The following is a 15,496-nucleotide window of genomic DNA, read 5'->3' on the forward strand; positions in this document are numbered from 1 at the left end:
CCTGCCCCACGGCCGGCACATCGAGGTCGATGACCGTGTCGGCCGGTTTTCCGTCCGGCCCGGTCGCCGGCTTCGCGCCCGGTTCGGTCGCCGGCTTCGTCTCCGGGGCGGTGCTCGCCGCCGCACCCGGCTCGGCGGTCGACTTCGCGTCCGGCCCGGTCGTCGGCTTCGCTTCCGCCCGGGGGACCGGTGCCGTCGCCGGCCCGCCGCTCCCGGTCCCGGTCGAGGCATCGGCGGCGACGGAGGCGGCGGGGGAGGCAGCGGAGGAGGTCGTGGCGGCCGTCTCGGTGGCGGCAGCGGAGGTCGTGGTGGCCGCGTCACCGGCAGCGGAGGTAGTGGCGGTAGTGGCGGCGGCCTCGGCGGTCGGAGTGGTGGCAGCCGGTGTCTCGGCCGTGGCGGCGGCCACCGACTCGTGTCCGGCGGCGGCCGGGCCGGCTTTGGTGGTCGAGGGCTCGCCGGTCGGAATCTCGACGGTCGCCGGTGACGATGCCGCCGCGGATTCCGGTCCGGTGGTCGCGGCGGACTCCGGCGCGGAACCGGAGACCGGCTCGGATCCGGCCCGGGGCCGGGGCACGGTTGCGGGCGCCTGATCAGGAGCGGGCTCCGGATCGGGGGCGGCGCCCGAGCTGGCCAACGGCCCGTCGTAGAAGGGCACGGCAGGCCTCAGGGGTCGAGTCGTCGATGTCTCCTCGCGGTCCGCCACCCGTCGAGTATTACCCATCGGCCGGAGAACGTCAGGTCTGGCCGTACGCTGTTCACATGCCCCGGTACGAGTTCCGTTGCCGCGCCTGCGGCGACACCTTCGAGATCAACCGGCCGATGGCCGAGGCTTCGGCCCCGGCGTCCTGCCCGCACGGACACGACGACACGGTCAAGCTACTGTCGACGGTCGCGATGACCGGCCGTGGTGGCTCGGCGGGCGCGGCTCCGACCGCCCCCACGGGCGGCGGCTGCTGCGGCGGCGGTTGCGGCTGCTGACCCCGCCGGTCGACCGTCCGGGCCCGGGCCCCCTCCCTACCGGACGGTGAGGACGACTCACGACCGTGATGTCGGTTTCGTGGCACAGTCCCCGGTTAGCACCTTGGTACGGCGTCGCCCGTCCGTTCCTACGATGGGCCAGAGCATGAATATGCGGCAGCATGAACGCGACTTCCAGGGGGCGGGAGGTTCCAGGCATGTCAGCACGGATCCACCTGCCGAGCGGGCTGGTGACATTCATGTTCACCGACATCGAGGGCTCCACGCGACTGGCCCAGATGCTCGGTTCCGGCTACCGCCCGGTGCTCAGCGAGCACCGGCGCCTGCTGCGGGCGACGCTGGCCGCCAGTGACGGAACGGAACTCTTCACCGAGGGTGATTCGTTCTTCGTCGCGTTCGCCGACGCGTCGGCCGCGCTGGACGCCTCGCTGGCCGCCCAACGGGCGCTGAACAGCCACGAGTGGCCCACCCCGGAGGCCACCCCACGGGTACGGATGGGCCTGCACACCGGCCACGCCGAACCACTCGCCGGGGAGTACGCCAGCGCCGAGGTGCACCGGGCCGCCCGGATCGCCGCCGCCGCGCACGGCGGCCAGGTGCTCTGCTCCGGAGCGACCGCCCGGTACGCCGCACCACTGCCGCCCGGGGCGTCCCTGCTCGACCTCGGGCTGCACCGGTTACGCGGCTTCGACGACCGGGAGCGGCTCTTCCAACTGATCGCCCCGGGGCTGGAGCGTCAGTTCCCCCGCCCCCGGACCGCCGACGCCATTCCGCACAACCTGCCGACCCAGGTCACCTCGTTCGTGGGCCGGAAGGTGGAGCGGGCCGAACTCGACCGGCTGATCGACGACCACCGGCTGGTCACCGTGGTCGGGGCCGGCGGGGCCGGAAAGACCCGGCTGGCGGTGGAGCTGGCCGGCGGCGTGGTCGAGTCCTACCCGGACGGCGTCTGGTTCGTCGACATCGCCACGGTGACCGACCCGGGTCTGGTCGCCTTCGCGGTCGCCGCGGTGCTCGGGCTGCGACCGGAGCCCGGCCGGCCGATGCTGGAGACCCTGGTGGAGTTCGCCGCGTCCCGACGGATGCTGGTGGTGCTGGACACCTGCGACGCCCAGCCGGCCGCCTGTGCCGACGTGATCTCGCGGCTGCTCGCCGGCGGCAGCGGCGTACGGGTGCTGGCCACCAGCCGCGAGTCGCTCGGCCTGCCCGGCGAGGTGATCTGGCGGATCCCGCCACTGTCGGTCGATCCGGCACCCGGGGGTGGCCCGAGCGAGGCGGTCACGCTGCTGCTCGACCGTACCGCCGCCGCCCGGGGTGGGCGTCGGGCCGGCCCGGCCGAGTCGGCCGATCTGCAACGGGTGGTGACCCGACTGGACGGGCTGCCGCTGGCGATCGAACTGGCCGCCGCCCGGCTGCGGGTGCTCTCCGCCAGTCAGCTCGCGGAACGGCTGGACGACGTGCTCGGCGCGCTGGACGCGGGGCGTGACGACGTCGAGCCCACCCCGGCGGCGGGCCGGAGTTGGGTCGCCAACCAGCAGGACACGGTCGACCTGGCGGCGGCGGCCCGGGGCGTGGCGCCACCGCCGGGGGCTCGGGCCGTCCAGCGGTCGGCGACCCAACGGCACGTGACGATGCAGGCGACGGTGACCTGGTCGTACCGCACCCTCGGGCCCCGGGCGGCTCGGCTGCTGCGCTGGCTTGCGGTCTTCTCCGGCCCGGTGGACCTGGCGACGGTGGAGTGGCTGCTCGACGACGACCCGCTCGATCCGCTGTCGGTACTGGTCGACAAGTCGATGATCCAGGCCGAGCCGAACGTCTCCGGCAGCACGTACCGGATGCTCGACCCGATCCGGGCGTACGCGGCCCGCCGGCTGGTCGACGCGGGAGAGGAACAGACCGCCCGGGACCGGCACGTCGCGTGGGGCCTGCACGCGTTGCAGCGGGCCCACCTCGGTCCGGACGACCGGCCGGTGACCCTCTCCCTGTACGCGCTGGACCCGCTCGCCGACGAGATGCGGGCCGGGCTGCGCTGGACGGTCACCGGAGGCAGCGCCCGACAGGGGCTGCAACTGGCCAGTGGACTGGACGAGTGGTGGCGGGAGCGGGGGCTCGCCCGGGAGGGGCGGTTGTGGCTGTTCCGCCTCTACGGTCGGATCGCCGAGACCGGCGAGCAGATTCCGGAGGCGGAAGTCGCGGCGGCGTACCACATGCACTCGCAGCATGCCGGCGCGGACGGTGAGTTCGCCGAGGAGCTGCGCTTCTCGCAGCGGGCGGAGTCCGCTGCCCGGCAGGCCGGCGACATCGGCCTGCTCGTCCGGGTCCTCGCCGGTCGGGCCGCGCCGCTGATCGACATGGGACGGTTCCACGAGGCCGAGCGGGTGTGCCGGGAGGTGATCGCCCGGGCCGAAGCGGAGAACGTCGCCGGCGAGGCGCTGCTCGCCGTCTACAGCCTGGCCGAACTGCTGTGGCGCCGGGGGGCGTTGGACGAGGCGGCCGACCTGCTCGGCGGGGCCCGGCCGGTGGAGGCGGCCCGGCCGACCGATCGGGGCAAGCGCTCCGTCGACATGCTCCTCGGCATGGTGGCGTTGGCCCGGGGTGACCTGGTCGCCGCGCACGACCACCTGGTGGTCGCCCTGCGGTCGCGGATGAGTTACGGCTATCTCGCTCGCGCCTGCGACACGGTGAACGCGATCGCGGTGCGCTGCGCGGGCGGCGGGGATCCGAGGGCGGCGGCCCGGCTGTTCGGCGCGGCCCAGTTGACCCGCTCGGCGATGCGCTGCACTCCCGGCACCTTCGGGGCGTACTGGATCCAGGAGCAGTCGGCGCTGCGGGCGGTGATGGGCGACACGGCCTTCGACACGGCGTACGCCACCGGTGCGGAACTGACCCTCGAAGAGGCGGCGGCGGTGGCCCTGGAGGTCGACCATCCCGATCTGGCCGACGGTTCGATCCGGTTCGCCAACGTCGAGACACCGGCTCCGCGTCCTCGTCCACGGGAGCCGCTCGACGCTCCACACGAAGGCGGGTAGGACATTCCTGCGGAAGTGTCGCCGAATTTCGTTTCCATCGGGATCCGGCACCGATATCTGATCTTGATAAGACCGTCGTCCGATACCGGGAGCGCTCCGCGCTTCGCACCGTTCGGGTCAATTCCCGGCCGACGCACGTGATGACAACAGCGACATCTGCCATTCGGGCGACCGGGTCGCCAGACGGCGATGCTCCCGTACCCCGGGGGGTACGGGAGCATCGGAGTAGCGGTAATCAGTGTTGCTTGGCGAGGCCGACGAACGAGCGCCACGCCTGGGTGTCGAACGTGAGGACGGGGCCGCCGGGATCCTTGCTGTCCCGGACTCCGACCACGTCCGACAGGTTGTCCGCCACCTCTAGGCACGCGCCGCCGTTACCGCCGGAGCGGGTCGACTTGCGCCAGCTGGCACCGCTTAGGTCCATATCCTTGACACTTCCTTGATCAGCTCGAGTGACTGTTTGACCGGAAGGGCGTGATTGCGTACGACCTCCCACATTCGGGCTAGTCTAGCAATTTCGCCCGCCTCGTCCACTATCTGAGCTTTGAGCTGGTTGTCGGCATATCCGACGCGTTTGTCGTCCGGCATCTCCGCGATGATGAACTGCCCAGCCAGCCCGAGATACATGCCTGTGGTCGCCGGAACCACCTGCACCTGGATGTGGTCCAGTGCGGCGAACTCGATGATCCGCTCGACCTGCTCCCGCATCAGGCCGGCCTGATCGGGCACCGGCCGGTGCAGCACCGCCTCGTCGATGACCGAGATGAGCTGCGGGGGTACCTCCTGGTTGAGGATCGCCTGCCGGGCCAGCCGCGAGGCGACGTGCCGGTCGATCTCCTCGGCGGTGAACCGGCCACCGGCCAGGGTCGCCCGGGCGTACGCCTCGGTCTGCAACAGCCCCGGCACGTACGCCGGCTCGAACCAGCGCAGCAGCACCGCTTCCCGTTCGATCTCAAGCCAGTCGCGCAGCCAGATTGGCGCGGTATCGAAACTGGCGAGTTTCACCAATAGTCGGGTGTACGCCCCACCGGTCTGGAACGCCTTGTCCACGGCGGCGACGTAGTCGCCGGTAGGTGGTCGGTGCCGCGTTTCCACCGAGCTGACGTGCGTCGGAGAAAACCTGACTCTGTGCGCCCACTCCTCTTGGGTCATGGACCGGGATGTTCGTGCCTCGATCAACTCCTCGACCAGAAGGTCCACCGCAGCGCCCATCTACGCGTCCTCCACTCGAAATGTGCCAGCAACTCCCCAGCCCACTCGCGACTACGCACAACGGAGTTTCGAACTGCGCAAACAGGCCGGATCTCTAGCGACATTAAATGCCTCCACACAAGACTGTCATCAGCGGAACCGCTCGGGGTCGAGTGGGACGGGCGGAACCGCTGGGGGGACCGCCCGGGGCGGGCACCACGCGGGCGGCCCCCCGCTTCCCAGATCACGTGGCGAAGAGGGGGTCGCGAAATGAGCTGGCTACGACATACGCCGGAACGACATCGCCGGGACTGGCGCCGACTGTGGCGGTACTGCCGGTGCGGTCTCCGGTGGGGGTGCCCCGACTGGGAGGCCGTGGCGGCGCTGGCGCCGATCCCGCCGCCGTCTCCGCAGGCCCGGCCCGCCGACCCGCAGGTGGCCCCCGACCGGCCGACCCGCCTGCGGTCCAGGAACCAGCGGTACGCCTGGGACGACTCCACCGGTCAACTTCCGGCCCGGGTCGAACCGGTCACCTCCGGCCGGGCGGAAACCGCGCCTCGACATTACCCGTAACCCGCTTGGGACCGGCGCCGACGGCAACCGGCGCCGGTCCCAAGCAATTCAGGGTCGCGGTACGGAGATCAGCGAGCCGCCGCTGCCGCCGCCCGGCGCTCGCCGTCGGCCTTGAGCTCCGCCGCCTTGTCCAGGTCGGACTGCGAGATGATCACGGACCCGAACACCCGTACGGCCTGGTAGTAGGTCCACGCCAGGCTGTTGCAGGCCGGCCGGACGAACACGTTGTACGTCGCGCAGGACCGTCGCAGGTCCTCGTAGAAGGCGCTGTCCAGTCGGGCCTTGTTCGGGTCGAACTGGCTGACCGCCTTGTAGTTGCGGTACCCGAAGTCGTGCCGGTAGCAGGAAAGTTCGAAGTCGAATCCGAGCGGGTTGTCCGGGCTCGACGAGCAGTAGTCGGTGGTCCAGTTGAACGCGTAGTCGGCCCAGGCACCCTGGTTGGTCCGGGCCGAGTTCCAGGCGTTGTAGCTGCCGGCGCTGGTCTGGGTCCAGCTCGACAGAACGGCGAGCTTCTGCTCCGGGGTGACGGCGGCGGCGGCGGGCGAGGCGGAACCGAGGATTGCCAGTACGGCGAACGTACCGGCCGCCAGGGCGGTGAGCAGGCGACGGGGCATGAACTACCTCCGGGTACGAGGGCGTCCCTCATGAGGGCGCCCGGGGCGGGACCGACTGTCACCGATCGGGTGATCTGGATACATGACAGTCTGGAGGAATCGTCACCCAACGATCTCTACGCAACCTTTATTTTCGTAGGCAGGCGCCAGAACAGGCGAATGCTCCGGGGTAGCGGCCCCGGAGCATTCGCCCGTCAGTCCAGATCAGCGCAGGTCAGCGCGTTACGAACCACGGTGGGCTGGGCTGGCTCTCGTTGGCCAGCCGGTCCAGCGCGGTGACGTAGTAGCTGTACCGCCGGCCGGGCTCGGCCGTCTCGTCGAGGTAGGACTGTGTCGATCTGCCGGTCGACCGGACGGTGCCGACCAGGTGGCCGGCGTCGGCGAAACCACACGATCCGGGCAGGCTCAGCCCGTCGAACCGGTAGATCGCGTACGACGTCGCGGCGCCGAACGGTCCGAGCCCGTCGGCCGGCTGCCACCAGCGCAGCTTGACGCCGTCGTTCTGCCGGGCGGCGCCGGTCAGCACCGGGAAGAGCAGGGGCTTTGCCGGCAGGTGTGGCATGGTCGGGATCAGGGCCGGCCGGGAGTAGTGGGCGGCGGCGTAGACGTCGGTGGCACCGAGCCGGTTGGCCCGGACCTGGACTGCGCTGAAGTGCACGTTCCCCGCCACCTGCGGGTGGTCCCGGTTGAAGGTCAGGTGCCGCGACATCTCGGCGGGGTCCTGCCAGGGCGCCGGCTGGGCCGGGTCGCCGATCTTGTAGTCGGCCTGCCCGACGTAGAGCTGCACCCGGGTACCGGCCACCACCTCCGACCACCAGGGCACCAGCTTGGCGTAGTCGGCCACGGTGAACCCGATGTTCCAGTAGACCTGCGGCACGATGTAGTCGACCCACTCCTCCTTGACCCACTTGCGGGTGTCGGCGAAGTTGGCGTCGTACGACTGGGTGCCGTTCGTCTCCGAGCCGAGCGGGTCGGCCGCGGCGTTACGCCAGATGCCGAACGGGCTGACCCCGAACTTCACCCACGGCTTGACCACCTTGATCCGCTGGCCCATCTCCCGCACCAGCAGGTCGATGTTGTTCCGCCGCCAGTCCGCCTTGCTGGCGAAGTCGGCGCCGTACCGCTCGAAGGTGGCCTGGTCGGCGAAGTCCTGCCCGGCCGCCGGGTACGGGTAGAAGTAGTCGTCGAAGTGGACGCCGTCGATGTCGTACCGCTTGACCGCGTCCAGCATGGCGGTCTGGACGAACTGGCGTACCTCGGGGATGCCCGGGTTGTAGTAGAGCCGCGAGCCGGCCGCGTTGACCGGGTAGGGGACGGCCCAGCCCGGGTTGGTCCGGGCCGGGTGCCCCGGGGCGAGCTTGTCGACGTCGGGGCCGGCGCCGTCCGGCATGGAGATCCGGTACGGGTTGAACCAGGCGTGGAATTCGAGGTTGCGCTTGTGCGCCTCGGTGACCAGGTACGCCAGCGGGTCCCAGCCCGGGTCCTGCCCGCGTACCCCGGTCAGGTACTCCGACCACGGCTCGTGCGGGGACGGCCAGAACGCGTCGGCGGTCGGCCGGACCTGCACGATCACCGCGTTGTGGTTGAGCCGCTCGGCCAGGTCGAGCCAGCCGGCGTACTCGGCCTTCTGCGCGGCGATCCGGTCCGGCGCGGTCTGGGACGCCTTGGTCGGCCAGTCGATGTTGACCACGCTGGCGATCCACATGGCCCGGAGCTGCCGCTTGGGTGTCGCGGCGTCGGTGGCGCAGCCTGCGGTGCCGGTGGATGCGGGTGCGGTGGCGGTGTCAGCTATTGGCGCGGCGGTCGCGGTCGCGGGCGCGGCGACGGCGGCGAGCGAGCCGAGCAGCGCGACGGCCAGCCCGGCGGCTCTGAGCCGATATAACTTCATGCGGTGCGTCCCTTCGTTGGGCTCCCCGTGACGGGTGGGCACGGCGGCCGCGTCCTCGGCGGTTTGTGCCGATGCGTTTATACCGCTGGAAGGAAATTTTCACACCGCTCGCGCCGCGCGCAAGCCCTCAATGGACCATGGACGGACGACGTACGACCATCAATCGCGCCCCCGCAGCGCCGTGACCCGAACCAACGCCTCGATCCGGCCCTGCGCCGCCCCCTCGTGGTCGAGCTGCTCACCGACGATCCAGACCCACTCGTCCTGGTAGTAGTGCGAGATGTCGTGCAGGACCCGCTCGACCCGCAACCGGAGGGGACGACCGCCGTAGCGCCAGTCTTCCTTGTCGAGCTGAAGTACTGTCCCGATGACCAGGTCGGGAACTGCGGGCAGCGTGGTCACGGCACCTCCAGGCGGCGTGGGAGATGTGGTGGTGGGCACGGGGGATCGGCCGGGTCCGACCGCATCTGACGTCACAGAGTGCATATTCAGCAGTACCCAGCGCAATCCATCTAACCAAAATTTCATCCGTATGCATGGCAAGCCGGCAAGCCGCGCCGCTCCGATGGGACCCGATCCCGGACGAGGGCGGACCCGGTGGAAAGATCCGGGCTATGTTGTGGGCGTGCGGGCGGGGGCAGCGATGAGGCAGGGTGCGTCGTGATCCACTTTCCCGCCGTACGCCGGGGGCCACTGCGGGCGTTGAGCGTCCGGCTGGGCGCGGCGCTCGGTCTCGTGCTGCTGATCGTCACCGTGGTCTACGTCGACCGGGACGGCTACCGTGACGTCAACGAGGACGGGCTGACCCTGCTCGACTCCTTCTACTACTCGGTGGTCTCCCTCTCGACCACCGGGTACGGCGACATCACGCCGATCACCAGAGGCGCCCGGCTGATCAACGTGCTGGTCGTCACCCCGGCCCGGGTGCTGTTCCTGATCATCCTGGTCGGCACCACCCTGGAAGTCCTGACCGAGCAGTACCGCACCAGCCTCCGCTTGACGCGGTGGAGGAGGACCGTGAAGGACCACGTCATCATCTGCGGCTACGGCACCAAGGGCCGTAGCGCCATCTCCGCACTGCTCGAAACCGGCTACGACAAGCAGCGGATCATCGTCGTCGAACGCGGTTCCGCGGCGGTCCGACAGGCCACCTCGGCCGGACTGGTGGTGGTGGAGGGGAACGCCACCCGGTCGTCGGTGCTGAACGAGGCACACGTCAAGAACGCGAAGTCCGTGATCATCGCGACCGACAGCGACGAGGTCTCGGTGCTGGTGACCCTGACCGTACGTCAGCTCACCGCCGGGCAGGTCAGGATCATCGCCGCCGCCCGGGAGGCGGAGAACGCCCCGCTGCTGCGGCAGAGCGGGGCGCACCACGTCATCGTCTCGTCCGCGACCGCCGGTCGGCTCCTCGGCGTCTCCACCTCCGCCCCACCGCTGATCGACGTGGTGGAGGACCTGCTGACCCCGGGGCAGGGCATGGCGCTGGCCATGCGCTCGGCCAGCCGGGACGAGGTCGGCGTCTCGCCACGGAAGTTGGAGGCGCTGGTCATCGCCCTGGTCCGGCGCGGCAAGGTGGTATCGCTGGCGGATCAGGCCGCTACCGCCATCGAGACCGGCGACATGCTGGTGTACGTCCGGGACGACCGGCCCAGCAACGGGAACACCGACCGGAACGCGGACCGGGGTTCCGACCAGAACCGCTGACCGAGGACACCAAAGAAGAACCGCTGACCGGCGGGTGCCGGTCAGCGGGTTCGGTGGGGCTTCGGTCGAGCGGGTCGACGGACGGGCCGTCAGAGAATCGTCCAGGTGTCTCCGCTGCTCAGCAGGCCGGCGAGCTGCTCCTCCGGCGTACCGGTGGCCTTGGCCCGGGCCGAGGAGACCTGGCTCTGGACGACGCTGTCGTAGGAGGGCCGCCGCACGTCCCGGAAGATCCCGATCGGGGTGTTCCGCAGGGCGAACCCGGGCAGCCGGGAGAGCGCGAAGGCGTACGCCGGCTCGTCCACCGTCGCGTCGTGCACGACGATCTCGTCCGCCGGTACGGCTGCCGTCTCCCGGACCTCCAGCCCGAACGCGCCCGGCGGGTGTACGACACAGAACTGGCCGTCCTTGCCGAACGTGATCGGCTCGCCGTGCTGCAACCGGATCAGGTAGTCGTCCCGGGTGCCCGCGTCCTTCAACTCGTCGAACGCGCCGTCGTTGAAGATGTTGCAGTTCTGGTAGATCTCCACGAACGCCGACCCCTCGTGCTCGGCGGCGGCGCGGAGCACCGACTGCAGGTGCTTGCGGTCCGAGTCGATGGTCCGGGCCACGAAGGTCGCCTCGGCGCCCAGGGCCAGGGAGAGCGGGTTGAACGGCGAGTCCGCCGAGCCGACCGGGGTCGACTTGGTGACCTTGCCGATTTCGGACGTCGGAGAGTACTGCCCCTTGGTCAGCCCGTAGATCCGGTTGTTGAAGAGCAGGATCTTGAGGTTGACGTTCCGGCGCAGCGCGTGGATCAGGTGGTTGCCACCGATCGACAGCGCGTCGCCGTCACCGGTCACCACCCAGACCGACAGGTCCGGACGGGACACCGACAGCCCGGTGGCGATCGCCGGCGCCCGGCCGTGGATCGAGTGCATCCCGTACGTGTTCATGTAGTACGGGAACCGGGACGAGCAGCCGATGCCGGAGACGAAGACCGTCCGCTCCCGGGGAATCTGCAACTCCGGCATGAACGACTGGACCGCGGCCAGGATCGCGTAGTCGCCGCAGCCGGGGCACCAGCGGACCTCCTGGTCGGACTTGAAGTCCTTCGTGGTCAGCTTGAGGGCTACGGGCGTCGCGGTCGCGCCGCCACCGGAATTCGTCGCCTCAGGCATTCTTGACTACCTCTTCCAGCATGGTCTCCAGCTCGGTGGAGGTGAACGGCAGCCCTCGGACCTGGTTGTAGGAGATCGCGTCGATCAGGTAGCGGGCCCGGATCACGTGGGCCAGCTGACCGAGGTTCATCTCCGGGATCACCACCCGCTCGTAGCGGCCCAGCACCTCGCCGAGGTTGGCCGGCAGCGGAGCCAGGTGCCGCAGGTGCGCCTGGGCCACCGGCAGGCCCCGCTGGCGCAGCCCACGACAGGCCGCGCCGATCGGGCCGTACGTCGACCCCCAGCCGAGCACCAGCACCCGGGCGTCCGAGTCCGGATCCTCCACCTCGACGTCCGGCACCTCGATCGCCTCGATCCGGGCCGCCCGGGTCCGGACCATGAAGTCGTGGTTCGCCGGGTCGTACGAGATGTCACCGGTCTTGTCGGCCTTCTCCAGACCGCCGATCCGGTGCTCCAGCCCCGGCGTGCCGGGGATCGCCCACGGCCGGGCGAGCGTCGCCGGGTCGCGCAGGTACGGCAGGAAGGTCTTGCCGTCCTCGCCGTTCGGCTCGGTCGCGAACTCGACCCGCAGGTCCGGCAGCGAGTCCACGTCCGGCAGCAGCCACGGCTCGGAGCCGTTGGCCACGTAGTTGTCGGAGAGCAGGATCACCGGGGTCCGGTGGGTCAACGCGATCCGGGCGGCTTCGAGGGCCGCGAAGAAGCAGTCCGACGGTGAGCGTGGGGCGATCACCGCGATCGGAGCCTCGCCGTGCCGGCCGAACAGCGCCATGTTGAGGTCGGCCTGCTCGGTCTTGGTCGGCATGCCGGTGGACGGCCCGGCCCGCTGCACGTCGACGATCACCAGCGGCAGCTCCAGCGCCACGGCGAGGGAGATCGTCTCACCCTTCAACGCGACACCGGGACCGGAGGTGGTGGTGACGCCGAGCGCCCCGCCGTACGACGCCCCGAGTGCCGCACCGATGGCCGCGATCTCATCCTCGGCCTGCATCGTGGTGACGCCGAACCGCTTGTGCTTGCTCAGCTCGTGCAGGATGTCCGAGGCCGGGGTGATCGGATAGGCGCCGAGGAACACCGGCAGCCCCGACCGGACCCCGGCGGCGACCAGGCCCAGCGAGAGCGCGGCGTTGCCGGTGATGTTCCGGTAGGTGCCCGGGTTCATCTTGGCCGGCTTGACCTCGTACCGGACTCCGAAGTCCTCGGTGGTCTCGCCGAAGTTCCAGCCCGCCTTGAACGCCGCCGTGTTCGCCGCCACCAACTCCGGCCGGGCCGCGAACTTGCGTTCGAGGAACCGGAGCGTCGAGGCGTACGGCCGGGAGTACATCCAGGAGAGCAGCCCGAGCGCGAACATGTTCTTCGCCCGCTCGGCGTCCTTCTTCGAGACGGCGTGCTCGGCCAGCGCGCCCACGGTCATCGAGGTGAGCGCGACCGGGTGCAGGGCGTAGGCGTCCAGCGAGCCGTCCTCGAGCGGACTGACCTGGTAACCGACCTTGGCGAGGTTGCGCTTGGTGAACTCGTCGGTGTTCACGATGATGTCCGCGCCACGGGGCAGGTCGGCCAGGTTGGCCTTCAGCGCGGCCGGATTCATCGCGACCAGGACGTTCGGCGCGTCGCCGGGGGTCAGGATGTCGTAGTCCGCGAAGTGCACCTGGAAGCTCGACACCCCGGGCAGGGTGCCGGCAGGGGCGCGGATCTCCGCGGGGAAGTTGGGTAACGTCGAGATGTCGTTGCCCAGTTGCGCGGTTTCCGAGGTGAATCGGTCGCCGGTGAGCTGCATACCGTCGCCGGAGTCCCCGGCGAACCGGATGACCACCCGATCCAGTTGTTGGACCTGCTTGCTCACAGCTGCACCTCGCTTCGCTCAGCCCGGTGGGACAGGCTGAGCTCAGGGGTGACCTCGCCTTGCTCGGCCACGTGTCCTCCTTGAGCGCCGGTGGCGGGTTGGCGGTGGTGAGGGGCCGGCCCGCTCCAGTCCTTCATTGCAGAGCCTACGTCGATCGTTAGGTGATCCTTCCCCAAGGTCCGTCGTATGGGACGCTCTGATGGGAGTATTAGCGTGCTTTCGCCCCACCCGGAAACCTCTGTCGTTATCCAGATCACCGAATTTCGGACGCCGAATTCTGCGGGGCGGAAACTGGACCGGGAATCTACGGGAGCCCGACGCGGCCCCGACGGCCGGTAAGCTGCCGGACATGACCGGATACCTGGGGTCGTACGCGACGCTGGGGCTGCTGCTGCTCGCCAGCGTACTGGTCTTCGTCGGGGCGTTCTCGGCCAACCGGGTGCTCCGGCCGGCCCACCCCGCCGAGCCGGTCGGCAAGCGGACCAGCTACGAGTGCGGACTCGACCCGGTCGGCAGCGACTGGGCGCAGATGCAGATCCGCTACTACGTCTACGCCTACCTCTACGTCCTCTTCGCGGTCGAGGCGGTCTTCCTCTTCCCCTGGGCGGTGGTCTACGACCGGCCCGGGTTCGGCGTCACCACGGTCGTCGAGATGGCCATCTTCGTCGGGGTGCTCGCCCTGGGCATCCTCTACGCCTGGCGCAAGAACATCCTCCGCTGGACCCAGTGACGCCGACCTGACCCGGTGACGGTGTCCTCACCCGATGACGCCTACCTGACCCGCTGACGGTGTCCTGACCTGGTGACGGCGACCTGAGCGACCGACTGTGCTGATCGAGCGACGGTCAGGCCAGCCCGCGCCGGGACACGGCCGGCGGGCGGTCACCCCGGATCGACGCGACCATGTCCAGCAGGCGCCGGGTCGGCCCGACCTGGTGGGCCCGGAACACCTGGGCGCCCAGCCAGGCAGACAGCGCGGTCGCCGCGAGGGTGCCCTCCAGCCGCTGGTCGACCGGCAGGTCCAGGGTCTCCCCGATGAAGTCCTTGTTGGACAGGGCCACCAGTACGGGCCAGCCGGTGTCGGAGAGCTCGGCCAGGCGCCGGGTGATCTCCAGGGAGTGCCGGGTGTTCTTGCCGAAGTCGTGCGCGGGGTCGATCAGGATGCCGTCGGGGCGTACCCCGAGCCGGACGGCTCGGTCGGCGAGCCCGGTGACGGTCCGGGCGACGTCCGCCACCACGTCGTCGAACGCCGCCCGGTGCGGGCGGGTACGCGGACTCAGCCCGCCGGTGTGCGAGCAGACCAGACCCACCCCGGTGGCCGCGGCGACCTCGGCGAGCGCCGGGTCGGCGCCGGACCAGGTGTCGTTGAGCAGGTCCGCTCCGGCGGCGATCGCCTCGACCGCGACCTCGGCCCGCCAGGTGTCGATCGAGATCACCACGTCGGGAAAGGCGGCCCGGACCGCGGCGATGGTGCCCACGGTCCGGCGGATCTCCTCCGGTACGTCGACCTCGTTTCCCGGTCCCGCCTTCACCCCGCCGATGTCGATGATCTCCGCACCCTCGGCCACGGCGCGCTCGACGGCCCGCAGCGCACTGTCGGCGGCGAAGGTCATGCCGCGATCGAAGAACGAGTCCGGAGTGCGGTTCACGATCGCCATCACGGCGAGTTCCCCGGGCGCGAACGTGCGTCGCCCCAGCCGAAGCGCGTTCGCCATCCGGTCCTCCTGTCGAGTCGCCCGCGCTGCTGACGCTAGTCGGCGGTGTTCCGTCGTACCGGTCAGGGCGGCTCGTCGATGTCCCCGGGGAGTGGGCCGGGTTCACGTCCGGCGAAGATTCAGCGGGGTGGCGGGGTCGCCCTGCCCGCCTCGCCATGCCACCATCGGCGGATGGGTCAGGTTCTGCTCCTCTTGGTCGTGGCGTTGACCGTCGCGGCGGTGGTCTTCGGCGTAACGGTGCTGGTTACCGGCTCTGATCCAGGGCTGGGGACCGCGGAGCCCGATGGTCGGGCGGTGCCACTGCCCGGCAACCGGCCGTTACTGGAAACCGACGTCGGGCAGGTCCGGTTCGACACGGCCGTCCGGGGCTACCGGATGGGGCAGGTCGACCAGGCGCTGCGCCGGGCGGCGTACGACATCGGCTACAAGGACGAGCTGATCGGGGTCCTCCAGGCGGAGGTCACGGCGCTGCGCGAGGGACGGGTCCCCGACGCCGAGGCGCTACGCCGGGCCCGGGAAGCCGCCCTCGCACCGGCTGGCGTGTCCGCCGGTGGTCCGGCCACCGGCGCCCCGGCCCTCGGAACGGAACCCGGACCGGTGGGCAACGGGCTGACCAGCGGTTCCCCGTGGGGCGATCCGGCGGCCCCCAGCACCACGGCCTCCAGCACTCCAGCCTCCAGTGGCACGACCACCGCCGGCCCGGCCGCCGCCGTCGCCGCCGGGGCCAGCCCTGTCGCACCCGGCCCGCTCGAATTCGAGCGCGTCCAGTTCGACCGGTCGCCAGCCGACCGCGCCGGAACCGAC

13 protein-coding genes and 1 pseudogene are annotated in these 15,496 nt (G+C 70.4%); 6 read left to right on the forward strand and 8 right to left on the reverse strand.

Annotated elements, in window-relative coordinates:
- Positions 1–29: 29 nt before the first annotated feature.
- The 3 genes from H4W31_RS12220 (at position 30) to H4W31_RS12230 (ending at position 4,007) form a co-directional block, all read left to right on the forward strand.
- On the forward strand, positions 30–590 hold the full coding sequence (locus H4W31_RS12220; protein ID WP_192772822.1) for a hypothetical protein: 561 nt from the start codon (positions 30–32) through the stop codon (positions 588–590).
- A gap of 169 nt (positions 591–759) precedes the next feature.
- Positions 760–978 carry an FmdB family zinc ribbon protein gene (locus H4W31_RS12225; RefSeq protein WP_192766769.1) on the forward strand — a complete coding sequence of 73 codons (219 nt, stop codon included), beginning with the start codon at positions 760–762 and terminating at the stop codon, positions 976–978.
- Positions 979–1,175: 197 nt separating this feature from the next.
- Complete coding sequence (locus tag H4W31_RS12230) at positions 1,176–4,007, forward strand: adenylate/guanylate cyclase domain-containing protein (protein ID WP_192766770.1); 2,832 nt, start codon at positions 1,176–1,178, stop codon at positions 4,005–4,007.
- A gap of 235 nt (positions 4,008–4,242) precedes the next feature.
- Here the strand turns inward: H4W31_RS12230 and H4W31_RS12235 are convergent, their stop codons facing one another.
- The 5 genes from H4W31_RS12235 to H4W31_RS12255 form a co-directional block, all read right to left on the reverse strand.
- Positions 4,243–4,431 (reverse strand): DUF397 domain-containing protein, encoded by a 189-nt coding sequence (locus tag H4W31_RS12235; protein WP_192766771.1) that lies wholly within the window; start codon positions 4,429–4,431, stop codon positions 4,243–4,245.
- Positions 4,422–5,219 carry a helix-turn-helix domain-containing protein gene (locus H4W31_RS12240; RefSeq protein WP_192766772.1) on the reverse strand — a complete coding sequence of 266 codons (798 nt, stop codon included), beginning with the start codon at positions 5,217–5,219 and terminating at the stop codon, positions 4,422–4,424. Before H4W31_RS12240 ends, H4W31_RS12235 begins: the two co-directional genes overlap by 10 nt.
- A 620-nt stretch (positions 5,220–5,839) precedes the next feature.
- Entirely contained in the window at positions 5,840–6,385 is a 546-nt protein-coding gene (locus tag H4W31_RS12245) for a phospholipase (RefSeq protein WP_192766773.1), read from the reverse strand.
- A gap of 214 nt (positions 6,386–6,599) precedes the next feature.
- Complete coding sequence (locus tag H4W31_RS12250; protein WP_192766774.1) at positions 6,600–8,273, reverse strand: glycoside hydrolase family 10 protein; 1,674 nt, start codon at positions 8,271–8,273, stop codon at positions 6,600–6,602.
- Between the two features lie 159 nt (positions 8,274–8,432).
- Positions 8,433–8,675 carry a hypothetical protein gene (locus tag H4W31_RS12255; RefSeq protein ID WP_192766775.1) on the reverse strand — a complete coding sequence of 81 codons (243 nt, stop codon included), beginning with the start codon at positions 8,673–8,675 and terminating at the stop codon, positions 8,433–8,435.
- 258 nt (positions 8,676–8,933) lie between these two features.
- On the opposite strand from H4W31_RS12255, the gene H4W31_RS12260 reads away from it, so the two are divergent.
- Positions 8,934–9,980: a potassium channel family protein gene (locus H4W31_RS12260; RefSeq protein ID WP_192766776.1), complete on the forward strand. Its 1,047-nt coding sequence runs from the start codon at positions 8,934–8,936 to the stop codon at positions 9,978–9,980.
- Positions 9,981–10,069: 89 nt separating this feature from the next.
- Here the strand turns inward: H4W31_RS12260 and H4W31_RS12265 are convergent, their stop codons facing one another.
- Positions 10,070–11,137: a 2-oxoacid:ferredoxin oxidoreductase subunit beta gene (locus H4W31_RS12265; RefSeq protein ID WP_192766777.1), complete on the reverse strand. Its 1,068-nt coding sequence runs from the start codon at positions 11,135–11,137 to the stop codon at positions 10,070–10,072.
- A complete protein-coding gene (locus tag H4W31_RS12270; protein ID WP_192766778.1) occupies positions 11,130–12,977 on the reverse strand; it encodes a 2-oxoacid:acceptor oxidoreductase subunit alpha in 1,848 nt (615 codons plus the stop codon). Before H4W31_RS12270 ends, H4W31_RS12265 begins: the two co-directional genes overlap by 8 nt.
- A 349-nt stretch (positions 12,978–13,326) precedes the next feature.
- Between H4W31_RS12270 and ndhC the strand changes: the two genes are divergently transcribed.
- A complete protein-coding gene (gene ndhC, locus H4W31_RS12275; protein ID WP_192766779.1) occupies positions 13,327–13,707 on the forward strand; it encodes an NADH-quinone oxidoreductase subunit A in 381 nt (126 codons plus the stop codon).
- A 115-nt stretch (positions 13,708–13,822) separates the two neighbouring features.
- Here the strand turns inward: ndhC and folP are convergent, their stop codons facing one another.
- On the reverse strand, positions 13,823–14,692 hold the full coding sequence (gene folP / locus H4W31_RS12280; protein WP_192766780.1) for a dihydropteroate synthase: 870 nt from the start codon (positions 14,690–14,692) through the stop codon (positions 13,823–13,825).
- Between the two features lie 171 nt (positions 14,693–14,863).
- Here folP and H4W31_RS12285 point away from each other — a divergent pair.
- Positions 14,864–15,392, forward strand: a pseudogene (locus H4W31_RS12285) (DivIVA domain-containing protein); the annotation flags it as partial.
- Positions 15,393–15,496 lie beyond the last annotated feature (104 nt).

Source organism: Plantactinospora soyae, assembly GCF_014874095.1.
Taxonomy (GTDB): domain Bacteria; phylum Actinomycetota; class Actinomycetes; order Mycobacteriales; family Micromonosporaceae; genus Plantactinospora; species Plantactinospora soyae.